Genomic DNA, 24,851 nt, shown 5'->3' on the forward strand with positions numbered 1-24,851 from the left:
GAATTCGTACGAACCGGCTGTGCCGGTGCGGGCGTTCGAACGCATGGTGATCATCCCCTAGCGAAGCGGATTCGCCACCCCGCGCCCGGGTTCGAGGAAGGCGAGCATCCAGGGCGCGTTCTCCAAGGAGCGTTCGGTGAGCGCCGCGCGCAGTTCGGCTTCGGAGAACCTTCCGGAGTCGCGCAGCTCCGTCAGCTCCCGCAGCGCCGCCGCCTCGGCGGCGGTGCGCGCCTCGGAGGTGCCCGCCGCGTCGATGGAGCTGCCGAGCCGGTCGAGGAGAGCGGCCCACTCGGCAGAGGTGACTGAGGGCAGGGGCTGCGACGGGCCGGGAGAGGCCAGTACGTCGTAGGCGTCCTGCTCCACGGTGGAGACCGAGGTCGTGCCACCGGCGCCCGGGGGGTCGTTCAGGCTCATCCTCTCCATCGCCTCCGCGAGGTCGTCGAAGACGTCCCTCTCCGTGTGGCGGACGAAATCACCGACGAGTGCGAGAGAGACGACCTGCTCCCCCAGCTCGACCGACGCCTCCCACGAGTCGGGGAAACTCTTCATGATCTCGCCGTCGGCTCCGTGGGCGTACAGGGTGATGTTGTTCTCGGACGCGTACGTCACGCTCCCGGAGGTGAGGGCGAAACTCTCGGCGGACGTGAGCCCTCCGCCCTTCTGGCCGAGGCTCGCCGCCTGGCAGACGATCATGAAGATCTCGTAGCTCCTCAGGTCCGGCCGCTGCTCCGCGAGTTCTGCGCGGATCCGGTCGATCGCCCGGTTGGCGCCGGTCATCTGGTGGTCGTGGGAGACCACGTACAGCCTCCCGCCTTCCTTCAGGTTGGCGAGTCCGGGCGCGCGGCCCTCCGAGCGCAGGGCGCCGTACAGGACACCGGCCTCCGGTGACCTGTGGAGGATGTACAGGGCGTCGGTGTCCGCCTCGATCGGCAGGTTCACCCGGTCGGCGCCCTGACGCACGGCCGGCCGCGGAACAGGTCCCGTGGCCCCGGCGCCGTTCCCGGTGCCGAAGGCCGGGACCGGGGATGCGCCGCCGACCGGTGTGACGGCGTAGTACGTGCCGCCGTCCAGGAGCACGATGATGCCGGGTGCGCCGGGGGCCGCCTCGACCGGCGGCTGCTCCGCACGGGGACCTCCGGGGGCGGGGTCCGGACGGGCCAGTCGCCGGGGCACCATGTCGTACCGCCGGCCTCCCGAGAGCACGGTGACGTCCTTCCGCAGGACGATCGCGGCCAGCGGTGCGTAGAGGTCGGCGGCGGCGTGCAGCAGATGGGTTTCAGGGGCGTCCTCGTCGTGCGGGCGGCTGCGGTCACGCCCGGCCTGCGCCTGTGCCATCGCCTTCAGCTGGGCCTCGGAGAGCACCGGCTTCCCGTCACGGACCGCCTCGCCCGCGCCGTACGGGATGTGTCCCCAGTCCTTGAACTCCGGTGCGCCGGTGATCTCGCTGAAGAGCGGCCCGGTGAGTTCCTCCTGCCCGAAGCGGTCCACATGGACGTCGGGGTGGTAGAAGGCCAGCACGTTCTCCACGGCTGTCCTCTGCTCGGCGCTGAAGCCGTCCGGTATCTTCCCTTCGAGGATGCCGAGGACCGTGTCGCGAAGGGCTTCGGGGCTCATGGCGGACACGGTGGAATCGGTCAGCAGGGCGTGGAACAGGCCGTCGCCGAAGCCGCCTGCCCCTTCGGCCGGGGCGTGCGGCTGCCGCGCGTACACGACGCCGGGGGACCCGTCGGTGAGGGTGAGGGTGCCGTTCTCCTCGTTGTACTGCGGGGGTGAGCTCTGCTGGTCGGCGTCGTGGCGGACGCTCTGGTCGAACGCGCTGTTCGCGTGCTCGTTCAGCGAGGCCGTGATGTCCTCGGCCCCGAGGAGCCGGGCCTCCGCCACGAGGTTCCCGGCCTGGTGGGCCTCGGTGAGGTCGACCGCCTGCCGCAGCTTCCTGCCGTACTCGTCCGCCGCTTGCCTGACCTTCAGCCGGAGGCGCTCGATCTCGCCGCGGACCTCGTCCGGCACAGTGGGGCGGTCCGTGTCCGCCCCGCCGGAGAGCCGGTGCGCGAGGAGGGTGTCGAACCATCCGGTGCGGGCTTTCTGGTAAGCGGCGTAGTTGTCCTTCACGGCGGTCTGCGCCGTGTCGGCCAGCGTCCACGCGTCGGCGAGCCGCTGGTAGACGGCGTCCTCCTTGTCGATGACGCCCATCTCGGCCGCCTTCGTCTCGGAGACCCACATGTCGACGAACAGCTCGGCGCTGCCGGCCACGGCGGAGGGGACGAACGGGGTCTTCTCCTTCACGCTGTGGCGCGACGTCACCTCGGCCACGACGGTGACCGGCATCCTGATCAGCAGGGCGCGGCCCGTCGGGGGCTTCTCGTTGAGTCTGCTCTCCACGCTCCCCGCGTGGGCTCCGCTCGCTTCGGAGGACCGTCCGGCCTTCGGTATCACCCCCTGTGATCCCTGGTCGTACGTACCCTTTTCGGTGAACACCCCGTCGAATCCCGTGTCTTCCGACGCGGTGGCGGACAGTCTGCCCCCTGATCCGTAGCCCGAGCCGGTCGCCGTCTCCAGGCGGACGGTGTCGCTGATCTTCTGTACGGTCGCCCTCTCCGGCCGGGGTTGCATGTGCACGGTCACCTCACCGGTGACCCGGCCCGAGCTGTTCTGGTGCACCACCGTGGGCGGGTGGTAGCCGCTGGCGGAGAACGCGGAGCCGGTGGACATCGCGTTGGCGAGGGCGAGTGCGTCGACCGCGACGGCGAGGGCCGTGGACGCCAGCCGTCCGGAGCGGGTGAGGGCGGAGAGCACCTCGCCCTTGGAGCCCTTCGCGACGGACGCGAGACTCTTCCCGTTCGCGATCTTCATCAGATCGGTGACGAGCTTCTGCACGCGTTCCGCTCCGTGCACCCGCTTGACGTGGTGCGTGGTGCCCGGCTTGATGCCGGCCCGCTCGTTGGCGGCGGCCATCTCCCGGACCTTCGCCTGCCAGGTGGCCGTGGTCTGCCCGTCCGGGATCGTGTTGGGGGCGGCGGACGCCGTGGTGGGGGCGTCCGGCCGCCGGGCGGGTGGCGTCGTACCGAGGGGCGGCGCCGCTCCGGGTGGCGGGTCGAGGTGAAGGAGCGGGATCAGGCCCTTCATCGTCCGCTCGATCTCGAACAGCCCGCCGTGACCCGCGGCGTCGCCGAGGGCGAGGGGGACACCGTCGCCGTCGACGAACTCGACGGTGGTCCTCCACCGGGTGGAGACCACCGCCAACGGCCCGCTGAGCACGTTGAGATGGGTCACGGTCTCGGTCAGGGAGGCGGAGGCCTCCGACCCCCACGACTTCGACGCCGACACGGACTGTCCGGCGCCGCCGCCCGGGAGAGGTGGCGGCTGCTCGCCGTGCTGTTCCCGCCGTCCGCCGATGGAGAGGGCGGCACCGGACGTCGTGTTCCGTGTCATGGACTCGGCCAGCGTCGTGATCGTGGAGCGGGTGTGCTCGATGTCACCGATCGCGGCGAGGCCCTCGACCGCGGACGTGCCCAAGAGCTCGTGCACGACCCGGACCTGTAGGTCCTTCTGCTCGCGGACCCTCTTGAGGTGGTCCTTGCCCACCTGGATCCGACGTGTGTCGGTGATGCCCGCCTGGACCGAGGCGCGCAATGCCTCCCCGGACAGCATGTCGGAGACGGTGTCCAGGTCCCGCTGCGCCGCACCGAGATCCCGGAGTCTCCGCAGCAGCCGCTGGACCTCCGGGCTGTGCGGTGCCACGGCGTCCTCCTGCCCGTCCTTCGTGGGGCCGACGGGGTAGAGGTCGAGGAGCTTGTCCTCGGATACGGACAGGCTCCAGCCGTGCATCGTGTCCGGCGGGAGCCAGGCGCCGAGGCCGTCGTCGAAGAGGTCCAGGCCCACCAGCTCGGCCGGGGTCATGAGCCCCTTGAAGGCGCCGGGCATGGAGACGGACGGCGCAGCGGAAGGCGCGAGGCCCTTGCGCCGGCTCCCCTCGACCCAGACCTCTATCTCGACGTCCCCGGCGACCGGGACGTACTGCTGGCCTGTGCGCACCAGGTTGGTGTCGGCGGAGGCCCCGCGCGCGTGCGTGTCGGCCTCACCGTCCGTCTGCTGGATCAGGGTGAGATTCGCTTCGAGCCGCCCCTGCGCGAAGAACGGCAGCTGGCCGAGAGCCCCGGCCTGGACACCCCAGCCGCGCTCCGTCCCGCTCCTGGCCAGGATCGCCGTCGCCAGGGAGATGTTCTGCTCGGGTTCCAGGTGGGTGGACGTACCGGTGGGACGGACCGCCGAACGGCGGCCCTTCAGACGCACCGTGTGCTCGAAACGGTGGACGAGCCCGATGTCGTCGAGCCCGGGGATGACGTATCCCTCGGGTGAGAACAACTCGTCGGAGTGCGCGGTGAGGCCGGCGAGTGCGCGGTACACGACCTCGTAGGCGAAGGTTCCCTCCTCGACCATGCCCCGAGGTTCACCGGCGGCCTTGTGCAACTCGTCGAGGACGGTCCTGAGCAGCTTCTCGTTGGGGCGGACGAGTGTGGTCAGCGCGGGAACCGTGCTGAGGTCGGGTGTCCGCGTGGGCCACGGCGGACCCTCCTCCCGCACCGTCCCCCTCGGGGGCAGCAACTGATCGGGGACGCTCAGTTCCGCCGTGAACGGGGTCCGTACCGGGTTCTTCGTCGGGAGGTTCCGGGAGTTGAAGAGGTGCTTCAGGACGGCGCCGTTCTCCGTACGGCCCACGATCTCCGCGGTGACCTGGCCCGTCATCCGGTACTGGTGGGCCCCCTTGGTCGTCACGAGCAGGTTGTCACGCCCGATGGTCCTGGTCACCTGGGAGGCGACGGCGCTCCTGTCCTGGAGGTCACCGCTGAGGTAGCCACTGCCACCGCCCTGTTCGTACGTCTTGCCGCCGCGCATCTCGAGGCCGAAGCCGTTCTGCGAGGAGTGCAGTGTTCCCTGGCTCATCGAGGTCTGGCCGGGATTGCCGATGCGGTTGAGATCCCGCGGGTCGCCTCCCTCGTACCTGAGCTCGAGGTCCGGGATCTTCAGCACCAGGGTGTGGCTGTAGTACGTCTTGAAGCCGAGCGTCGAGCTGCTGCCGACCAGCCAGAGCCTGCGACCGCCGTTGTGCATCTGGTCGGCGTGCGCGCCGATCTCGCTGGGCCGCATCGCGTCGAGCACGAGGGCGGTGTTGTAGTAGCGCATCCTGTCCGTCTCGCTGCCCGCGGACCTGGTCAGCTCGTACTTCAGCAGCTCCTCCCTCGTGAAGAGGAGTACGTCCTTGCCGTACTCCTTCCTGAGCTGGGCGAGCATCTTCCCGCCCGCGTCCTCCGCCAGCGCCACGTTCTTCACCCGGGCGAGCGAGAGGTCGTAGCGGCGCTCGCCCGTGCCGTCGGCGTCGTGCTTCAGGACCTCGATGTCGGGCTCACCGGTGGTGCCCACGCTCACTTCCTGGCCCGTGTCGTAGCCCGCGGCCCGGCGCACGTCGTCGGCCGCCTCACGGACCAGGATCCAGGTGGTGTGCTGCTTCCGCTCGCCGTCGGGCCGGGTGACGTCGAAGGTGACCTCCTGCAGACCGAAAGCCGTGAGCGACCCCTTGGTCCGGGCCACCGTCTTGCGCGCCGACTGCGAAGCCTTCAGGACCGACTGCGAGGTCGCCCGGTTGTGCGTGACCTTCCCGCCGGCGCGGGCCAGGAAGTCCACCTTGATCCCCAGGAAGGCGCTCCACAGCCACGAGACGGCGGAGGAGCGGCCGATCTCCGTCCGCTGGGCGCCCACATCGGTGTTCCGCAGCTCGTACGCGGACGAGGCGGAGAGGGTGCGATAGCTTCCCAGCACGGGCGCCGACACCTCGTGTCCCCTGGGCGGGGTCAGCTCGCCCAGCAGGAACCGTGATCCCTGTTGCTGGAAGTTGCGCGACGAGAAGAAGTCCAGCACGGTCTGGCCGTGCTGACCGCCGGATCCGGCCCCCGGCCGGCGCTTGCCCCCGAGGGCCCAGTCGGCCAGGGACTTCATCGATCCCACGCCCTCGACGTGCCCGCCCGAGATGCGACTGCCCGGCGGCCGGTCGAACACCTTCGGCAGGACGTCGGCGGCCGTGACCCGCCGGTCGGCGCTCACCGGCACCTCGAGTCGGACCTGCCGGTCCAGGGGGACCGTCACGGTCTCGGCTCCGGTCGTGGTGCCCTTGCGGATACTGCTCAGCGGAGTGATGGTCAGGGTGATGTCCGCACCGCTGAGATACGACCTGGTGGCTTCGGCGGCGCGGGTCTCCCGGTGCCGGGTGGAGAGCGAGATCTGCGAGACGCTGTGCGAGAGGCTCTTGTTGCGGGCCACGCCCGCGGAGAACGGCAGCACCCCGGAGACGGACCCGGGAATGCTCAGCCCCAGCCGGAAGAACGCGCTCTTCCTGAGGCCCTTCTGGACCGAGCGGGCGGCACCGTCCGTCAGATCGGTCTTGTACGGCTGCCCGGGGGTGCCGGACGTCTCCTCCCGCCTCTCCAGCCCTTCCCGCCCCAGCTTCATCTGGAGGACCGCGACCTTGTCGCCACCGCGCTCGGTGTAGATGAATGCGTGCCCGTCCCCGATCAGCGTGCGCGTCTCGTGGTCGAGGAGCCGCGCCAGCGCCTCGACGTCGGCCTCCGCGCGCAGCTCCGGGGAGAGCTTCGCCACGAGGTCCTTCGCCACGGCCAGCCCGGGGCTGTCTCCGGTGGCCGTTCGCGCCTGCGTGTCCGGCGGTGGGGCCAGTGTGATCCGGACGTGTCCCGGGGCGGTCTGCCCCTCGTACTTCTCCTTCGTGTCAGGGTCCGTCAGATAGCCGCTGATGTCGTACAGGTGGTCCGGCGGCCCGGACTCCTCGACGAAGGGCACCGTCTGCGGAACCGGGGGCTCCTGCTCGAATCCGATGTCGTCCAGGTGCACCGGAGTCTCGGTCGGCGTCCCGTGGTCGGCCTGCGGGTCGTGCTCGTCGAGCGACGGAACGCCGTCGGGCAGCACCGCGGAGGACGGTGTCTCCGCCGTTTCGGTCCCGGGTGTGACCTGCGGTCCGGTCTCGCCGTCTCCGAACGACGGTGCCTCCGGGTCGTACGCCGTGGACGTGAGGCGGATCTTCTCCGGAGGGCCGGGGACCTCGGCCGTCTCGCTCCGCCCCGCCTCTCCCAGCTGTTGCTCAGGCTGATTCCGAGGTGTCTGGTCCGGGATCGTCCGGTTCGGCTGGGTCCGGCCGGCCGTCGGGTCGGGTGGAGTCTGATTCGGCGGGGCCTGGTTGGACGGGGCCTGACTGGACGGGGCCTGGTTGGACGGTGCCTGGTTGGCCGGTGCCTGGTTGGACGGGGCCGGACCGGACAAGGTCCGCTGCGACGGCATCTGGTCGAGCGGAGTCAGGTGCGACGGCGCGATCACCTCCTGCGCCGTGTCGGGGGACTCCTGCCTCGGCGAGCCGTCGTCGACCGGCAGCACCGGCGCCGACGACTGCGTCGGCTTGATCACCGGCCCGGGCAGTTCCTCCGGGGTTGCGTTCGCCGTCGCGGCCTGGTTCACGGCGGGCACCGTGGACGGCGTGGTGGGCGCCCCCTTGGGGAGGAATCCGTGTTCCGGGCCGTCGAGGGAGAGCAGGAAATCGTTGACCTTGTTCACCGCCGCGTTCGTCGTCGCGAAGTGCGTCATCAGCGGCTGCACCACGAAGTGCCGGCCCGCGTGGCTGACGCCCGTCGTCAGGACGCCCGCGAGGAACGTGCCGCCCGATGTGGTGAACTCGCCCGTGGTGATGAGGTTGTAGCCGCCCTCGGCAAGGTTCTCGGAGATGCCCTGGGTGAGCATGTCGGTGGCGTAGAGGGCGGCGAGGAATCCCTTGGAGGGGTTGACGCCCGCCTTGGACATCGCGTCGGGCACCTCGTCGGCCAGCGTCCTGACGAGGGGCCCGACCGAGTCGGGCATGGTCTGTGCGACGGCCGACAGCTCCGTCCGCAGAGCCTTCTTGACGTCGGCGACGGCCGTCGTCCCGGACCACTCCTTGGCGACGGTCTTCGCCCAGGTCTCCCCCAGGGAGCGTGCCTGGTCCTTGCTGAGGCCCTTGATCTCCGCGCGGACGAACTGGTCGCCCACACTTCGTACGAACGCGTCGGACGCCGTCTCCTTGGCGGACTTGTTGAGCCCCTTGACCAGCTCCGCGTTCATCCCGCCCAGCGTTTCGACGAACTCGCCGGAGAACCGTCGGGCCCGGCGGCCGGAGCCGGCGCCCTTGGCGAGCGCGTCGCCGATCTGGTCGGTCAGCGTCTTCGTGAAGTCGTTGCCGAACTTCCGGCCCAGTGTGGTACCCACCTTGGCCCCCAGCAGGGCCAGCGGGCCGCCGACGAGGCCCTGGAAGGCGCCGTACGTCACGGCCTGGAGGGTGAGGTCGGTGTTCCACTCGTCCCGGCGGCCCATCGACATCTGGAGCCCCTGGATCAGCGCGTCCATGGCAAGACCCATGGCGATGCTGATCACGGTGTGCGTGGCGATCGACTTGACCAGGGCCAGCACCAGGCGCGGCACCAGGAGACGTACGAGCATCGTCAGGAACGACACGTGGGCGGCGACCGCCTGGCCGAGGCCGGGCACCCAGAACACGGCCGCTTCGAAGAGCATCTCCGCGATCAGCTCGATCATCTGGGCGATGATCATCCACTTGACGTACTCGGCGTCGACGGCGGTGTCGTCGGCGATCCTCGCGAGAGTGGCGGCCTGGTCCTTGACTCCGGCCAGGGCCGCCGCGTCGCCGCCGGTGAGCAGTTCGGCGTAGTGGGCGAAGGTCTGGGCGGCCTCGCCGGAGAAGTTCTCACGGATGTACCGGCCGATGGTGGTCAGCTCGTCGCGGACGACGTCGAAGTCGTCGGAGGTGGCCTCGTAGAGCTGGGCCGCCCGGCGCAGTTCGTCCTCGTTGATCGAGGGCCAGGGCATCCCCGTGAGGGCCTTCATCAGCTCCTGCACCTCGGGACTGGGATTCAGCACGGCTACCGCCCGGAGAGGGTCACTGTGCGGGGTCCTGCTGCCAGGAGTGACCGATCTCCTGCGCCTCGGCCTCCGCCGCGTCGAAGACGCTCATCGCGGACGCGCCGTTCACGCCCATCTGGAGGACGAGCACCTTCAGCAGATCGAGGGTCTCGTTGATGGGGGGCATCCCCTGGCCGATGGCCAGCTGGTACTGCTTGGACGCGTCGTCCTCGCCGTTGCCGCCGCCCCGGCTGTTCAGGGCGTTGATCTGGTCGACGTTGCCGATGATCCGCTGAAGGGCCTGGCCGGCTTGCGGATACTGGGCGAAGAGCTGTCGCAGTTGCTCGGCGGTGCGCAGGTCCTCACTCATGCGACCGGTCCTTCTCCCGGGCGCGCGGTGGAGCGCGCGCCGGTGTGCGGAGTACCGGCCTCACCCTGCGAGCCGGGAGCGGCGGCCCGTAGCGGGGCGAGAAGGCCTTCGAGGGCGCTGCCCGACTCCATGGAGCGGCGCATCGCGGCGCCCGCTCCGCGCAGCGGCGCGAATGCCTCGTACGCCTCACGGCCCGCCTGTTCCTGCGCCTTGCCGACGATGTCCAGGACGGCCTTGCCGAGGCGGGCCGGGTCCAGCCTGCGGTAGTCCTCGGTGTGGAACTTGATCTCGCGCACGTCGCCCCGTGCGCCTACGGTCACGCTCATCGAGCGGTCCTTGGAGCGCACGGTGGTGGTACGCGCCGCCACTTCGGCCTGCGTCTTCAGGAGCCGGTCGCGGTGGGCGAGGAGGCCCTCCGTCATCTCGCCGAGCTGTTCCTGAAGCGTCGAGGCGACGACCGCGCCCGGGTCGCGTGGTGTGCGTTCGTCCATCAGCCGATCACTCCTGTGCCGTTGGTTCGCCGGGTGCCCCAGACGTCCTCGTCCTCGTCGAGGTAGCTCTTGCGCTCGCGGTCCTGGCCCTGGCCTCCGGCCGCGGGCGCGCCGCCCCCCATCGGCGGCATCATGGGGCTGCCGGAGGAGCTGGTGCGGCGGCCGACGGCCTGTTCGGCGACGACGCCCTCGCCGGAGGAGGTGCGTACGGCGGTGGAGCGCGGGACCCTGGCCGTCTCGCCGGACCTCGTGTAGTCGGCGTAGCTGCCGTCGGGCTGCTTGACACGCAGGGAGCCCTTGGCGGAGCGGGCCTGTCCGAGCGCGTCGGCGTCGAGCCCGGAGGTGCGTACGGCGCGGGCCCTCTGGAGGGACTGCTCCGCGGCGCGCTGCTGGGTGGCGCGCTGCTCGGCCTCCTGCTGCCTTCTGCGCAGGTCGTCCTGGTACTGCTTCTCCTGGGCCTTGGCGGCGTCCTTGAGTGCCTGGGACTGGCGCAGCTGTCCCTGCTGCCGCTCGTACGCCCCGGCCGGTGCCTTGACCAGGCTGCCGTCGGAGTTCTTCAGGAGGGTGCCGCCGGGGCCGGTGACGGTGCCGTCGCCGTTGATGACGGAGCCGGCCGGGTAGATGCCCGCCCCGTAGGCGGCGTCGGTGGCGTCGGTGGCCTCGTAGGTGCCGGTGCCCGCTCCGTCGACGATGTCCTGGAGCGACCGGTCGCTGTCGGGCGTGGTGCCGGAGAGCTCGTCGGCGGTGGCGGTCGACGCGTCGGTGGCGAAGGACCCTTCACCGGACGGCAGTTCGGACCCGGAGGGTTCGGTGCTCGCGTCGGCCGCGAGGCTCTCGGCCTCCTGCCGGGCCCTCTCCGCCTCGTCGGCGATGTCCTGTGCGGCCTTCGCCGGGTCGGTCCCGTATCCCGGCAGTGACGCGTCGCCGGCGGGGACGACGCTGTTCGGGGTGCGCCAGGACGGCTTCGTGACGACGGGGATCGCGCTCGTGGTGGTGGCGTAGCGCGCTTCGACGCGGGGCAGTTCGGTGACGGCCGCCAGGTCCAGGTTGTCGACGACGCCGTAGGTCCAGTCCTTCTTGGCCTGGTCCTCCATCCGGTCCCAGAACTCCTGGCCGGCGGGGTCTCCGAAGGGGGTGACGGGGGTGAAGGTGTCGGAGCCGGTCACCTGGGCGGGCTGCCCGATGTACGCCTGGAAGGCTTCCCAGAAGCGGAAGACGATCCGCTGCGCGGGCCAGGCGCCGGGGCTGTTGCGCCAGGTCTCGTAGGCACGGCTGAGGACGAAGGTCGAGTCGCGCAGCTGGCTGCGTGCCTGGTCGATGTCGAGGGAGAAGTCGTGCGGGACGGTCATCTGGACCGCGAGGTCCTCGAACTCGTTGGCGACACCGATGAGGGCGTCCTTGAGGATCCCGGCGGCGCTGCCCTGGAGTTCGGCGTCCGGCACGTCGAGGGTGCCGGCCCAGCTGATGAGCTGCTCGTGGGTGGCCATGAGGTGCTCGCGCATCCCGCGCGCGGCCATCCCGGCGGAGTCGAAACTGAGGAGTTTCACCACATCGGTGCCGACCTCACCGGTGGCGGCGTAGAGCCAGTCGATCGGTTCCTTCATGAAGCGGCTCAGCGGGGAGTCGATGTTGCTGCCGACCTCGGGGGCGATCTTGAGGCCGACCTGGTAGTACCAGAGGGCGTTGTCGCTGTCGACCCACGGGATGGAGACGGCGAGGTCCCAGGCCTGCGTCGAGTCGGGCCGGACGCCGGCCGGGTCCACCTTGGTCCCGGCGAACCAGCTGGCGTACCCCTCGCCGCTGCCGGCGACCTCCAGGCGCGTGGTCGGCGTGCCGCCGGTGTAGAGGGAGAGCGCCTCCTCCCAGGTACTGCCCGCCATGCCTCTCCCTCTTCCGTCCCGCCCACCGGTTCTCCGTGTGCCGCGCACGGCCGTGGGCGGAGCGACTACACCGTGGTGCCCGGTGTGGTCGCCCTGTTCGTGCCGCCGAAGTCCGCCAGGGCATCCTGGAGGTCCGCCATCATCTGCTCGGCGGTCAGCGCGGCGGTCAGCTCGCCGCCCTTCATGTACTGCTTGGCCAGGAGGAGATCGACCACGAGACCGCGGATGTTGGTCTCCATGTCGGTCAGCTGTTTCTCCAGGTCGGTGGCGAACTTCTTGAACTTGTCCTGAAGCGCCTGACTGCCCGTCACGCCCCGGCCCGAGCCGGCGTGGATGTGTGTGTAGTCACCCACGCCGCCCTGGCCCGCGAAGTACTGGAGGGTCTGGCGCGACGGCTGCTTTCCCAGCGTCTCGACCACGCCGTTCAGCAGGGCGGCGACCCGGTCGATCTCCGCCTCGTCGACCTTGTACGTGCCGGTCCCGGACCCGTCGGACTCCTGGGCCTTGCCGGTCACCGTGTCGTCGCTCGCCATGACCGCTACTGCGCGAGCTGGCTGGCCGCGCGGTGGTCCGCGCCGATCTGGGCGTCGACCATGCGCTCCAGGGACTGCGCTCCCTGCCCGAAGGTGCTGTTCATCTTCTCGACGGACATGTTGACCGTGGTCTGGAACTCGGTCCAGGCGGCCGCGGCGTTGCCGGAGAAGGAGGCCTGGAGCGGCCGGATGCGGTCCAGCATGTCCTGGAGGGCCGCCGTCATCGTGGAGTTGGCCTGCACCATGTCGTCGATCACCGCGTGGGCCGCGGCCTTCTTCACCTGTACGTCCGCCATGAACACTGCCTCCTGGTCGCTGATCCCGCTGGTCGGTGGTTGTGCCGGGCCGGCCCCGGTGTTACGCGCCGCCGCCGCGGAGGGCGAGGTAGGCGTTGTCCCCGGCGTCGAAGTAGCTCTCCCCCGACGGGCTCCAGGCGCTGGAGTACGTCTGGGCGTCCATCTCGCCGGCGTTCTGCGTCCGGTCGGCCTCGGTGAGTGCCACGTGGAGGGCGTCGACCTTGGCCTTGACCGTGCGGTAGGCCTCCATCCACTCCTCCAGCTTCTGGCCGAAGATGGCCGAGGACTGGGCGATGTAGGCCAGGCTCGCGTCGCTGCGGATCTGTTCGGCCGTGGCACCGGCCTTCGCCATCGCGAGGACGTTGTCCTCCAAAGCGGCGCGCGCCAGATCGATATCGGCCTGCTGCCGGTTGAGGAGGTCCGCGCTGACGCCTTCGCTCAGACTCATGTGATGTTTCCTTTCACCCCGCGAGCACCGGTCGAACAGGCAGTCACACTATCGGCTGGGATTGGTAGTTGGTGAGCGAAAGTACCTCAGATATAGCTCAGATTTTTCACCGGGCCATCTCACGGCCCGCATTGTCGTGACTTCGCCGCACCCGACGCTTCTGTCTGCTCCGGAGCGATTCCCGCCCGGCTCTCCGTGACGGCCTTCGGATCCAGCAGCGGGCCGTGCGGAATGAGCCGCAGGAGGCGTTGGGGGAGGCGAACGGCGGGTGAAGCGGAATGGCCGAGCTGTTTCAGCGCGGTGTCGGTCAAGGGATAGAGGACGCCCACGTCGGTGAGCAGATAGCGGGAGCCGCCGGTGCCGGCCGTGGACTCGGCGCCGATCAGCATCCCCACGCCGGGGCGCACCCAGACGCTGTCGGCCGGGGTGCAGGCGGGGCGTACGGCCGCCTGGACGGCGGGGGCCGCGTGCGGCACGGTGTCGGCGGCGGTGAGTGCGACGGTGGTGACGTGGCCGTCGCCGCGCGGAGCGGTGCGGACGCAGATCTCCTTCGCGGCGGCATCGACGGTCTCGACGCGCGGGGCGGTGCGCGGCCGTTCCGCGGCGGGTACGGCGGCCGACGCGGGGGCGGTGTGGGCGGCCAGGTCTGCCGGGCCGAGCGGTCGTTCGCGGACCTCCGCGCCCCGGTAGGCGTCCTGCTGGGTGCGCGGATCACCGCGCACCAGCCGGTGGTCGAGGTCGCTGAGCGGGACGAGTCCCCCGGTGGTGAGCAGGTAGTGCTGACCGGACGCGGTGAAGAGCTGGCCGACCCGGGTGGGGGCGCCGCCGCTCAGGCCGGGTCCGCTGTCGCCGCGTCCGGTCACCGCGGGCGGGCCCAGCTCGGGCCCGGCGTCGAGCGCCTCCAGGAAGGCGGGGCCCACCGGGGTGGGGGTGACGCCGGCCCAGCCGAGGGCGGCCTGGGTGCCGTGGCGGGTGTCGAGGGGGAAGCGGCGGCCGTTGAGGAGGAGCTGGACGCCCTCGCCCGGGGCGGTGACCAGGACGCCCTGGTCGGCGGGGAGTCCGCCGTCGCTGCCCGCGTGTCCCCGGGCGCCGATGACGACGCCGGTCACCGGCTCGCCGGTGGTGGTGTCCCCGGAGCCGGCGGTGGTCCCGGCGCACACGGACCATGTCCGGGCGGTCAGATCGGCGGGTATGCCGTCGGGGGCGCCGACGATGCCGAGCGCGGGCCCGCGCGGGGTGTCCCCGAGGGATGCCTCGGCGATGTCGGTGACGGTGAGCTGGTCACCGACGAGCAGCCGGGCGGACGCCTCGTTGAGCATGGGGTGCAGGACGCCGTCGACGTAGAGGTAGCGAGCGCCGGTGTCACGGACGAGGACCATGGTGCCGGGCACCCGCCAGGAGGTGGCGCCGCCGGGGCGGATCAGCCCGAACAGGGCGGTGACCAGGCAGGCGAGGGCGAGCAGGAGGGCACCCCACAGCAGGCCGCGCGAGGTGCGGGCGGAGGGTGTCTCCGCGGCGTCGGGGTCTGCGCGCAGGAGGCCGCCGGAGAGCCGGCCCATCACGAAGAGGTGCGCCTGGACCTGGTCCTTGCGGGTCTGGGTGCTCATGGGCGGGTCAGCCCCTGATCGCGCGGAGCGCGCCGAAGACACCGGACAGGAGCGCGGCGAGCGGCAGCAGCGCGAGCGCGCTCAGCAGGTGCAGGACGTCCGCGGCCCGTCCCCAGTACGGCACCAGGCGGCGGCCCGGCACGGTCCAGGCGGCAACGGCCGCGACGGCGCCGAGGACGGCGAGGACGGCGGTGGCTCCCAGCCGGTCGGGCAGGCCCGTGCGGGTGGCGAGGACGACGGCGGTGGCGGCGAGCCCGTAGGCCCCGGAGCCCGCGAGGGCGAGCCGGTGCCAGGTCGCGCCGACCACCCGGACGTGGAGCAGGAACAGCAGGCCGAGGGCGACGGCGAGAGCGGGTCCGGTCCACCCCTGGGAGCCGTCGGCGGTGAGCAGCGCGGTCTGGCAGCCGACGGCGACGATCCCGAAGGCGGTGTAGATGCCCGTGAGATACGAGTCGGCGAGGGCGGCGCGGGCCTTGACGCGTTCGGCGGGGAAGGACGCGATGCCTTCCTGGAGGTCGTCGGCGCCGGTGGGCAGCGAGGGCAGCCGCATGCCCGCGAACCGGAAGGCGAGGCCGGGGGCGAAGCCGCAGGTGACGACGGTGAGTACGGCGATCCAGCCGGCGCTCTGGGCGAGTGGCAGGCCCGCCGAGGTGGCGGCTGCTCCGAGGGCGCCGAAGAGGGCGACGGTGAACGCGCCGAGGAAGAGCGGGGCGAAGGCGCCGACGGCCGCCAGGGCGACGACGGCGGCGCCCGCGGCAGCGGCCGACGCGGCGAGCAGCCGGGGTCCGAGGGGGTCCTCGCCGGCCCCGGCCTGCGGGATCAGGGCGCCGGCGAGGGCGAGGTGCGGGACGGCGAGGAGGCCGAGGACCGCACCGGCGCCCGCGTCCCCGACGGCGCGGGAGGCGGTGAGGGCGCCGGCCAGGAGCAGGAGGGCGAGGGCGCCCGCGGTGCCGGCCCGCCACAGGGGTTCGCCGGGCAGGGCGAGGGTGGCGAGGCCGGCAAGCAGGGCTGCGGCGGCGAAGCCGAGCAGGAGGCGGCGGGTCAGTGCGGGGCGCCAGGTGTCGGGGCGGGCGCGCAGGGTGTCCCCGATGCCTTCGACCAGGTCGTCGAAGGCGACCTCGGGCAGGGTCTCGTGACGGGCCCGCAGGTAGAGGGTCTCGCCGTCGCGCAGGCCGAGGGAGGCTGCGGTTCTGTCCTCCTCCAGCGGGGCGGCGCCCAGACGTTGCAGGGTCCAGCCGCCGTGGTCGAGGCCGCGTTCGTGGAGTTCGGGGCCCGCGTACTCGACGAGAACGGGCAGCAGATCGGTGAGCGGAACGTCCTCCGGAATCCCCAACTCGAAGGATATGGAAGGCGCTCTGACGGTAATGCGGCAGAGTTCGCCTGTCATGTCGCTCACGGCAGCTCGATTCACTCCCGCCGAGAACTCACCGACGGTCCGATTCAGGAACGGGGGCACACTACCGCGACTCCGGCCCGACAGTATGATCACCCGACGTCAAGTCGTATTCGGGTTCAGCCACTTCGTGTCACACCCCGTCGGCCGCTGTCCGCATTGTCCGGACCGGGGCCGTTCCGTCGAGCCGGGAGCCGGTTTGAGCACCGTCACTTTCCGTCGTCCGCCGCGGCGGACGGGACCGCAGATGCCGCAGGGGGAACTGGCGCTCCAGGAGCCGCCGGCGCTGCCCGAACCGCAGAGCGCGATGAGCGGTGTCGTCACCTATCTGCCCATGGCGCTCAGCTCCCTCGGCATGGTGCTGGTCTTCATCCGTCCCGGGGACGGCAACGGCGTCCTGATGTGGGTGGCCGTCGGCATGATGGCGCTCTCGGCCGTCGTCATGCTGGTGTCCCAGTTCCTCAGGGCGGCCGGTGAGCGCAAGCGGGCGCTGCGCGGGGAGCGGCGGGACTACCTGCGCTATCTGGCGACCAGCCGGCGCCGCATCCGCAAGGTCATCGAGCAGCAGTCGCGGGCGGGGGCGTGGAGCCATCCGGAGCCCGGGACCCTCTGGTCGGTGGCGCGCACCGGACGGCTGTGGGAGCGGCGGGCGGGCCACGAGGATTTCGGCGAGGTGCGGTTCGGCACCGGTGACCAGCAGCTCGCGCTGACGCTGACACCCCTGTCGACACGGCCGGTGGAGGATCTGGAGCCGCTGTGCGCGCACGCGCTGCGACGCTTCATCCATACGTACACGACGGTCGCGGACCAGCCGGTCGCGGTGCGGCTGCGGTCGTTCGCACGGGTCCTGATGAGCGGGCGGACCGCGCCGCAGGGCGAGCGGGTCCCCGAGGAGGCGGCGCGCGAGGACCTCGCGGCGGCCAGGGCCATGACGCGGGCGGTGGTGGCGCAGCTGACGACGCTGCACGCGCCGCACGACCTGGGTGTGGTGGTGCTGGCCGACGGCGACGGGTTCGACGCCTGGGCGTGGACGAAGTGGCTGCCGCACGCCCAGCACCCCACGGACCGCGACGGCGTGGGCCCCGCCCGCCTCGTCGCGCAGTCGGTGTCGGAGCTGGAGCCCCTGTTGGGGGCGGAGTTCACCGCACGGGGCCCGTTCGAGCCGGGCGTGGTGCCGGACCGGGACGAGCCGTACACGGTGATCGTGCTCGACCTGTCGGCGGTGCCGCCGGGCGCTCGGCTCGCGCAGAGCGGGTACCGCAACACGGTCGTCCTCGACGTGCGGGGTGCGCTGGCGGCCGGCGCCCAGGAACTGGGCACCCTGCGCCTCGAAGTCACCCCGGGCACCCTGACCATGCTCACCGACGACGCGGCGGGCCGGCCGGCCCGCACCCCGGTGGGCCGGCCGGACGCGCTCGCCGCGGCTGCGGCCCGGCAGCTGGCGACGACCGTGGCTCCGTACCGCCTGGGCACGGCGGTCAGGAGCGACCAGCCGCTCCAGGAGGACACCGAGCTGACCGATCTGCTCGGCATCCGTGACCTGGGCGACGCGGATGTGGCACGGCTGCACGCGCCGCGCGCGCCGGGCGAACGGATGCGGGTGCCGATCGGGGTCGCCGCCGACGGCGGGCACCTGATGCTGGATCTGAAGGAGTCCGCGCAGGGCGGCATGGGCCCGCACGGCATGTTGGTCGGGGCGACCGGGTCCGGCAAGTCGGAGCTGCTGCGCACGCTCGTCCTGTCGCTGGCGCTGACCCACAGCAGCGAGACGCTGAACTTCGTGCTGACCGACTTCAAGGGCGGTGCGACCTTCCTCGGCCTCGACCGGCTGCCGCACACCTCGGCGGTGATCACCAACCTGGCGGACGAGGCGGCGCTGGTGGAGCGCATGAAGGACGCCCTGCACGGGGAGCTGATCCGCCGCCAGGAACTGCTGCGCAGGGCGGGCAACTTCACCTCGGTACGCGCCTACGAGGAGGCCCGCGCCGGCGGTGCGGACCTGGCGGCGCTGCCGACGCTGTTCGTGGTCGTGGACGAGTTCAGTGAACTGCTCGCCGCCCACCGCGACTTCCTCGACCTGTTCGTGATGATCGGCCGGCTCGGGCGCTCCCTGTCGGTGCATCTGCTGCTGGCCTCGCAGCGCCTGGACGAGGGGCGCATCAACCAGCTGGAGTCCCATCTGTCGTACCGGATCGGGCTGCGCACCTTCTCCGCGATGGAGAGCCGGGGGGTGCTCGGTGTGCCGGACGCCTACGAGCTGCCCCCGCAGCCCGGCAGCGGTCTGCTGAAGAACGGTGTGGGGTCGCTGACCCGCTTCAAGGCGGCCTACGTCTCGGGTGGGTACCGGCCGGCGCGGCCCACCGCGCAGCGGGCGGTGATCGCCGGGCAGGTGGTGCCGTTCGAGGCGGGCTGGGTGCCGCCCCGGGCGCTGCCCGTACCCGCGGCGCCCGCTCCCGAGCCGGAGCGGGCGGGACCCGCGCGCACGCTGCTCGACGTGGCCGTGGCGAAGCTGGAGCACTCCGGGCCGCCCGCGCACCAGGTGTGGCTGGCCCCGCTCGACGAGCCGCCGACGCTGGACCTGCTGCTGCCGCCGCCCGGTGAGCCGACGCCGTTCCTGAAGGTGCCGGTCGGGGTCGTGGACCGGCCCTTCGACCAGCGGCGGGACGAGCTGACGGCGGATCTGTCCGGGGCGGGCGGCCATGTCGGTGTGGCGGGCGGCCCGCAGTCCGGCAAGTCGACGCTGCTGCGCACCCTGATCTGCGCGCTCGCCCTCACCCACACCCCGCACGACGTGCAGTTCTACTGCCTGGACTTCGGTGGCGGCACTCTGACGGGGCTCGCCGGGCTGCCGCACGTCGGCGGCGTGACCGGGCGCCTCGACCCGGAACGGATGACACGGACGGTCGCGGAGGTGACCGCGGTCGTCGCGCTCCGCGAACGTCTGTTCGCGGAGCGGGGAGTGGAGTCGATGGCGGACTTCAGGCGCCGGCGCTCGGCGGGCGAGTTCCCCGAGGAACGGCACGGTGACGTGTTCCTCGTGGTGGACGGCTGGAACACGGTCCGCCAGGAGTTCCCCGACCTCGTGCCCACCTTCGGTCTGATCGCCTCGCGCGGTCTCAACTTCGGGGTGCACCTGATCGTCGCGTCGGGCCGCTGGTCGGAGATGGGCGCCGCGCTGCGCGACCAGCTGGGCACGCGTTTCGAACTGCGGCTCGGCGACCCGGTGGAGTCGCTGGTGAACATGCGGGCGGCGGCGACGGTGCCGGCGGTCGCCGGGCGAGGCCTGGCTGCCGACCGCAGCCACTTCCTCACCGCGCTGCCGCGCGAGGACGGCGACCCGTCGCCCGGGACCCTCGCGGCCGGGGCCGCGGCTCTGGTACGCCGGGCGCAGGACGCCTGGGACGGGGAGCGGGCGCCGGCCGTGCGGATGCTCCCGACGTCGCTGCCGGCCACCACGCTGCCGCCGGCCGACGGTGACCTGCGGGTGCCGCTGGGGCTCGAGGATCTGCGTCTGGAGGTGTTCCGGCACGACTTCGAGGCGCATCCGCACCTCGTCGTCGTCGGTGACGTGGAGTCCGGCAAGACCAACCTGGTGGCGCACCTCGCGGAGGCCGTCATCTCCCGCTTCTCGCCCGACGAGGCCCGGCTGCTCCTGGTGGACTTCCGGCGCGGCCTCACCGACACCGTGCCGGACGCGCACCGGCTCGGCTACGCGGTGGGCACGGATCTGCTGCGGCAGATGGTCGACGGTGCGGCGCGCGCACTGCGCGAACGCGTACCGGGCCAGGACGTGGCGCCGGGCCGGCTCGCGCTGCGCGACTGGTGGTCGGGGCCGCGCCTGTTCGTGATCGTCGACGACCACGAACTGGTGTCGGGCGGCGGCTTCGGCGGCAACGACCCGTTCGCACCGCTGTACGAACTCCTCGCGCAGGGGACCGAGATCGGCTTCCACCTGATCGTGGCGCGCGGCGCGAACGGGGCGGCGCGCGCGGTCGGCGCGGATCCGCTCCTGCGGCGGCTGATGGAGACGAACACGCCGGTCCTGCTCCTGTCGTGCCCGCCGTCGGAGGGACAGGTCGTGCCGGGCACCCGGTCGCGGGTGCTGCCCGCGGGCCGCGGCCTGTACATCACCAGGCGCCGCACCACACAGATCCAGACAGCGCTACGGGACTGAGGTCCCCGTCGCACCTGCTCGACCTCGTGAAAGGAACCCCATGGGACGCCAGACCTTCGTGGCCACCCCCGAGTCCACGGTGGCGGCGGCCCTGAGCGCCGCCCGGCCGGGCAGTGTGGTGCGGGTGCGGCCCGGCCGGTACGACGAGACGCTCGTCGTCACGAAGACGGTCACGATCGTCGCGGACGACCCGGCGGACCCGCCGGAGATCACGCCGCGCGACGGCAGCGCCGTGCAGGTCGTCGCGGACGCCGTGAAGCTGTCGGGCCTGGTGCTGCGCGGCGCGGACGACGACGCGCCGGTGGTGGACGTGCCACGCGGCCAGGCCGAGCTGGAGGGGTGCACGGTCCACGGCAACGGCTGGACGGCTCTGCTCGCCCGGGACACCGGCTCCCTCGCGATGCGGGAATGCCGGGTGACCAACGCGCGGGGCGCGGGCCTGGTCGATCTGTCGCCGCACCCGAGCGTCGTGGAGGCCTGCGTCTTCGAACACCTGGGCAGTTCGGGCCTGGTGCTCGGGGAGAACGCGGCGACCTCGGTCCGCGGCTGCGAGGTGCGCGACACGCGCGGCAACGGGCTGCTGGCCAACGGCCGGGCGGGCGGCACGGTCACCGGCCTCACGGTGACCCGCAGCCTGAAGCCGGGGATCGCCCTGGAGGAACAGGCGGCGACCCGGCTCGTCGGGGCGCGGACGGTGGAGTGCGTCATCGGCTTCCACCTCTCCTCCACCGGCTCGCCCGTCCTCGACGACTGCGAGGCACAGCGCAGCGTCACGCACGGGGTGCTCCTGTCGGCCGCGGCGAACCCCGCGTTCAAGGGGCTCGTGGTGAGGGAGTCTGGCGGGCACGGGATCGTGGCGACGGACCGCTCGCGGGGCACCTTCACCGACACCCGGGTGTCGGCATCGACGGCGGCGGGACTGCTGGTGCGGGACGCCGCCGCGCCCGTACTGGTCCGGGCGACGGTGGACACGGGGCGGGCGGAGGGCGGTGTGTTCCGGGGAGACGCGGCGCCACGTCTGGACCGGGTGGTGTTCGAGTCGCCGGCCGGGCACGGGCTGGTCGTCATCGGCGCCGAACCGGTGCTGCGCGGGGTCGGCGTGCGGGGTGCGGTGGGCCACGGGATGCTCTTCCGGGACGGGGCGCGCGGCACCGTCGAGGACGGCACGGTCGACCGCAGCGGCGGCTCGGGCCTGGTCGTCGAGGGGTCGCGTCCGGCGTTCCAGGGCATCACGGTGCGGGCGAGCGCCAAGGCCGGGGTCGTGGTGCGCGGCGACGGCACGGCCGCTCTGACCGAAGTGACGGTCGAGGGCTCCGGCGCGGACGGTGTGCTCGTGGAGGGACCCGCCGAACTGACGGCCGTACGCTGCCGTGTGGCGGGCAGCACCCGCAACGGGATCCTCGTCGGGGCGGGCGCCGCGGCGCATCTCACGGACATCCGCGTCGAGGGGTCCGGCGGCGACGGCCTGCGCGTGGCGAGCGAGCGGCCGGTGCGGGCGGTGCGCTGCACGGTGACCGGCGGCGGGGGCGCGGGAGTGCGGCAGACCGTGAGGAAGGGCGTCCTGGCGGCCGACGACCTCGACAGCCGTGACAACGCCGAGCCCGACGTCCTGGGGTCGCGCGGTGACGGCAGCGGCGTCGTGGAGGGCCCGGCGGAGACCGGCGCGGACGCGGCTCTCGCGACGCTGGACGAGTTGGTGGGGCTGCGGCAGGTCAAGGAGCAGGTCGCCACCCTCGTCAACCTCAACCGGCTGGCCCGGCGACGCCGCGAGATGGGCCTGCCTGTTCCCGCGACCGGCCGCCATCTGGTCTTCGCGGGCCCGCCCGGCACCGGCAAGACGACCGTGGCCCGGCTGTACGCGCAGATCCTGGGCTCACTCGGGGTGCTGCGCTCGGGCCATCTGGTGGAGGCGGCCCGCGCCGATCTCGTCGGGGAGTACGTGGGCAGCACCGCGCAGCGCACCACCGCCCTCTTCGAACGGGCCTTGGGCGGGGTGCTGTTCGTGGACGAGGCGTACACACTGGCCGCCGAGGCGGGCTCCGGCGGCGCGGACTTCGGCCAGGAGGCCATCGACACGCTGGTGAAGCTGATGGAGGACCACCGCGACGACACCGTGGTGATCGTCGCGGGCTACTCGGAGCGCATGCGGGCCTTCCTGGATTCCAACCCCGGGCTGGGCTCCCGCTTCAGCCGCACCGTGGAGTTCGAGAACTACGAGCCGGACGATCTGGTCACCATCGTCACCTCGCTGTGCGAACGCAACCGGTTCACGCTGCGTGCGGACACCACCCGCGCGCTCGCCCTGCACTTCAGCCGGATGGCCCGCGACGACTCGTTCGGCAACGCGCGCGAAGCACGCAAGGTCTTCGAAGGGATGGTGGACCGGCAGGCGTTCCGGCTCACCGAGCACGAGGCGGTCTCCGAGGAGGAGCTGACGCTTCTCCTGCCCTCCGACGTCGGCGCCGACGTGGCGGCGGCCGTCGCCTCCGACACCGGGGACGGCGCGGCGGCGGACGGCGGGCGGCTCGACACGGTCCTCGGCGAACTGACCGCGCTCGTCGGGCTGGCGGCGGTCAAGACGGAGGTCGGTGACCTGGTCAACCTGCTCAAGCACGCCCGGCGCCGGCGCGCCAGCGGTCTTCCGGCACCGGCCGTCGCCCACCATCTCGTCTTCACCGGCCCGCCCGGCACCGGCAAGACGTCCGTGGCCCGTCTCTACGGGGAACTGCTCGGCGCCCTCGACGTACTGCCGCGCGGGCAGTTGATCGAGGTGGCCCGTGCCGATCTGGTCGGCCGCTACGTGGGGCACACGGCTCAGCTCACCGCGGAGGCGTTCGCACGGGCACGCGGCGGAGTGCTCTTCGTCGACGAGGCGTACACGCTCACCCCGGAGGGCGCCGGGGGCTCCGACTTCGGGCGGGAGGCGGTCGACACCCTGCTGAAGCTGATGGAGGACCACCGCGGCGACACGGCCGTGGTGGTCGCCGGGTACGGCCCCGAGATGGAGCGGTTCCTCGCCTCCAACCCGGGCCTCGCCTCACGCTTCGGGCGGACGGTCCCGTTCGCCTCGTACGACGCGGACGAGCTGGTGGAGATCGTACGGGGGATGTGCGAGGGGAACGCCTACACGCTGCCTGCGCCCACGCTCGACCTGCTGCGGGCGCACTTCGCACAGGTGGAGCGCGGGCCGGCGTTCGGCAACGCGCGGTACGCGCGCACGGTACTGGAGCGGATGATGACCCGGCAGGCCGGCCGGCTGGGGGCGCTGCCTACGGCCACCGTCGACGACCTGCGGACCCTGCTGCCGGAGGATGTGCCGTGCTGAGGAGACGACGCGGGGGCGTGGAGGGCGGCGTCGTGGGCCGCCCGGTCACGCGGCAGGGCCGGGGTGTCGGGCTGGTACTGCTGCCCGTTCTGCTGCTGTCGACGGCCGGGGCGCCCGGTGCGGTGGCTGCGGACGCGGATGACTCGCTGCCCGCCGTCAGTGCCGCGGTCCCGCGGGGCGGCGGCTGCGTGACGCCCGCGCGGCGCAGTCTGGCGGGGGCGCCGTGGGCACAGGCGTACCTCGGATACACCCGCGCCTGGGAGCGGTCCCGGGGCGAGGGCGTCACGATCGCCGTCCTCGACACCGGCGTCGACTCCGACGCACCGGCGCTGAAGGGCCGGGTGGTGGTGGGCCCCGACCTGGCGGGCGGCGCGGGCCGGGAGAGCGGCGCGGACTGCGCCGGGCGCGGCACGTTCGTCGCGGGTCTGGCCGGCGCGGCTCCCCTGAAGGGCACGGGGTTCGCCGGGGTGGCGCCCGGGGCGCGGATCCTGTCGGTCCGGGTGACCGGAGACGACGGGACCGCGAGCGCGGACCGGGTGGCGGCCGGGGTCCGGGCGGCGCTCGCCCGTAAGGCGCGGGTCATCGCGGTACCCCTGGCCCTTCCGCGCGGCAGCCGGGCGCTGACGGCCGCCGTACGGGCCGCGGTGGACCAGGGCTCGGTGGTCGTCGCACCCGCGTACGCGCCTGCCGCGGCCGGTGACCCCGAGACGGCGGCGCCCGCCGCCTACCCGGCGGCGCTGCCCGAGGTCGTCGCGGTGGCGGCGCTGGCCCCCGGCGGCGTTCCTGACCGTACGCTCCCGCCGCTTACCGCGCCCGACGTGGCGGCGCCCGGCACGGCCCTGGTCGGTGTCGGCCCGGGCAGGGGTCAGCTCACCGGCAGCGGGGCGGACCTCGCGACGGGTTTCGTGGCGGGGGCGGCGGCACTCGTGGTGACGGCGCGCCCGCAGGTCACCGGCCCGGAACTGGCCGACAGGCTGACGGCGACCGCCTACCGGATGCCCGCGGCGGGGCCCGGACTCGTCGGCGCGGGGTCGGTCGATCCGGTAGCGGCGGTGACCGCGCCCTGGCCCGCGCGGGCGGCGGCCCCGCACGGGCGCGCGGTGTCGGTGACCGCGCCCGCCGCGCACACCGCCAGGGGTACGGCGCTCGCCCTGACGGTCGCGGTCGCGGGGGCGGCGGGGGCCCTGCTGCTCGGGGTGTTCACGGTGAGCCGGGGGCGGCGGCGCGGGTGGCGGGCCGGGACCGGGGCGGCGGACGCGGGTCCGGACGCCTGGTGAGTCGGTCCGGGGACCGGCCGGCTGAGCGGTCCGCCGTCTCCGTCCGGAGGGCGCTCGCCGCGTGCGTGGGAGCGGGGGCCCGGGGCGGGCGTGCTCAGCCGGAGGATTCCG

The 24,851-nt window shown here is 72.6% G+C and carries 12 protein-coding genes; 3 read left to right on the forward strand and 9 right to left on the reverse strand.

Annotated elements, in window-relative coordinates:
* Positions 1–57: 57 nt before the first annotated feature.
* The 9 genes from ACFVS9_RS31735 to eccD form a co-directional block, all read right to left on the reverse strand.
* Positions 58–8,964 carry a hypothetical protein gene (locus ACFVS9_RS31735; protein ID WP_389938040.1) on the reverse strand — a complete coding sequence of 2,969 codons (8,907 nt, stop codon included), beginning with the start codon at positions 8,962–8,964 and terminating at the stop codon, positions 58–60.
* A 19-nt stretch (positions 8,965–8,983) separates the two neighbouring features.
* Positions 8,984–9,316 (reverse strand): hypothetical protein, encoded by a 333-nt coding sequence (locus tag ACFVS9_RS31740; protein WP_389938043.1) that lies wholly within the window; start codon positions 9,314–9,316, stop codon positions 8,984–8,986.
* The gene (locus ACFVS9_RS31745) at positions 9,313–9,807 is read right to left on the reverse strand and encodes a YbaB/EbfC family nucleoid-associated protein (RefSeq protein ID WP_383114904.1); all 495 of its coding nucleotides are present in this window, start codon (positions 9,805–9,807) and stop codon (positions 9,313–9,315) included. Before ACFVS9_RS31745 ends, ACFVS9_RS31740 begins: the two co-directional genes overlap by 4 nt.
* Complete coding sequence (locus ACFVS9_RS31750; protein WP_389938045.1) at positions 9,807–11,687, reverse strand: hypothetical protein; 1,881 nt, start codon at positions 11,685–11,687, stop codon at positions 9,807–9,809. The genes ACFVS9_RS31745 and ACFVS9_RS31750 overlap by 1 nt, the downstream gene beginning before the upstream one ends.
* 65 nt (positions 11,688–11,752) lie before the next feature.
* On the reverse strand, positions 11,753–12,220 hold the full coding sequence (locus tag ACFVS9_RS31755; RefSeq protein WP_389938048.1) for a hypothetical protein: 468 nt from the start codon (positions 12,218–12,220) through the stop codon (positions 11,753–11,755).
* Between the two features lie 5 nt (positions 12,221–12,225).
* Positions 12,226–12,516: a WXG100 family type VII secretion target gene (locus ACFVS9_RS31760; protein ID WP_383114901.1), complete on the reverse strand. Its 291-nt coding sequence runs from the start codon at positions 12,514–12,516 to the stop codon at positions 12,226–12,228.
* A gap of 61 nt (positions 12,517–12,577) precedes the next feature.
* The gene (locus ACFVS9_RS31765; RefSeq protein ID WP_383114900.1) at positions 12,578–12,964 is read right to left on the reverse strand and encodes a hypothetical protein; all 387 of its coding nucleotides are present in this window, start codon (positions 12,962–12,964) and stop codon (positions 12,578–12,580) included.
* A 119-nt stretch (positions 12,965–13,083) separates the two neighbouring features.
* On the reverse strand, positions 13,084–14,571 hold the full coding sequence (gene eccB, locus ACFVS9_RS31770) for a type VII secretion protein EccB (RefSeq protein ID WP_383114899.1): 1,488 nt from the start codon (positions 14,569–14,571) through the stop codon (positions 13,084–13,086).
* 7 nt (positions 14,572–14,578) lie between these two features.
* A complete protein-coding gene (eccD, locus tag ACFVS9_RS31775; RefSeq protein ID WP_383114924.1) occupies positions 14,579–15,958 on the reverse strand; it encodes a type VII secretion integral membrane protein EccD in 1,380 nt (459 codons plus the stop codon).
* A gap of 253 nt (positions 15,959–16,211) precedes the next feature.
* On the opposite strand from eccD, the gene eccCa reads away from it, so the two are divergent.
* The 3 genes from eccCa to ACFVS9_RS31790 are packed head-to-tail and all read left to right on the forward strand — an operon-like array spanning position 16,212 to position 24,740.
* Positions 16,212–20,138, forward strand: coding sequence for a type VII secretion protein EccCa (gene eccCa / locus ACFVS9_RS31780; protein ID WP_389938052.1), 3,927 nt, complete (start codon positions 16,212–16,214; stop codon positions 20,136–20,138).
* Between the two features lie 40 nt (positions 20,139–20,178).
* Positions 20,179–23,463, forward strand: coding sequence for an AAA family ATPase (locus ACFVS9_RS31785; RefSeq protein ID WP_389938055.1), 3,285 nt, complete (start codon positions 20,179–20,181; stop codon positions 23,461–23,463).
* Positions 23,457–24,740: a S8 family serine peptidase gene (locus tag ACFVS9_RS31790; protein WP_389938058.1), complete on the forward strand. Its 1,284-nt coding sequence runs from the start codon at positions 23,457–23,459 to the stop codon at positions 24,738–24,740. Before ACFVS9_RS31785 ends, ACFVS9_RS31790 begins: the two co-directional genes overlap by 7 nt.
* Positions 24,741–24,851: the final 111 nt, after the last annotated feature.

The organism is Streptomyces sp. NPDC058008 (assembly GCF_042886395.1).
GTDB lineage: Bacteria > Actinomycetota > Actinomycetes > Streptomycetales > Streptomycetaceae > Streptomyces.

What these genes read in the sequence shown, in the direction of transcription:
- ACFVS9_RS31740 (WP_389938043.1), bottom strand. Translation starts at nt 9,316, where the DNA reads ATGAGTGAGGACCTGCGCACCGCCGAGCAACTGCGACAGCTCTTCGCC.
- ACFVS9_RS31745 (WP_383114904.1), bottom strand. Translation starts at nt 9,807, where the DNA reads ATGGACGAACGCACACCACGCGACCCGGGCGCGGTCGTCGCCTCGACG.
- ACFVS9_RS31750 (WP_389938045.1), bottom strand. Translation starts at nt 11,687, where the DNA reads ATGGCGGGCAGTACCTGGGAGGAGGCGCTCTCCCTCTACACCGGCGGC.
- ACFVS9_RS31755 (WP_389938048.1), bottom strand. Translation starts at nt 12,220, where the DNA reads ATGGCGAGCGACGACACGGTGACCGGCAAGGCCCAGGAGTCCGACGGG.
- ACFVS9_RS31760 (WP_383114901.1), bottom strand. Translation starts at nt 12,516, where the DNA reads ATGGCGGACGTACAGGTGAAGAAGGCCGCGGCCCACGCGGTGATCGAC.
- ACFVS9_RS31765 (WP_383114900.1), bottom strand. Translation starts at nt 12,964, where the DNA reads ATGAGTCTGAGCGAAGGCGTCAGCGCGGACCTCCTCAACCGGCAGCAG.
- eccB (WP_383114899.1), bottom strand. Translation starts at nt 14,571, where the DNA reads ATGAGCACCCAGACCCGCAAGGACCAGGTCCAGGCGCACCTCTTCGTG.
- eccD (WP_383114924.1), bottom strand. Translation starts at nt 15,958, where the DNA reads ATGACAGGCGAACTCTGCCGCATTACCGTCAGAGCGCCTTCCATATCC.
- eccCa (WP_389938052.1), top strand. Translation starts at nt 16,212, where the DNA reads ATGCCGCAGGGGGAACTGGCGCTCCAGGAGCCGCCGGCGCTGCCCGAA.
- ACFVS9_RS31785 (WP_389938055.1), top strand. Translation starts at nt 20,179, where the DNA reads ATGGGACGCCAGACCTTCGTGGCCACCCCCGAGTCCACGGTGGCGGCG.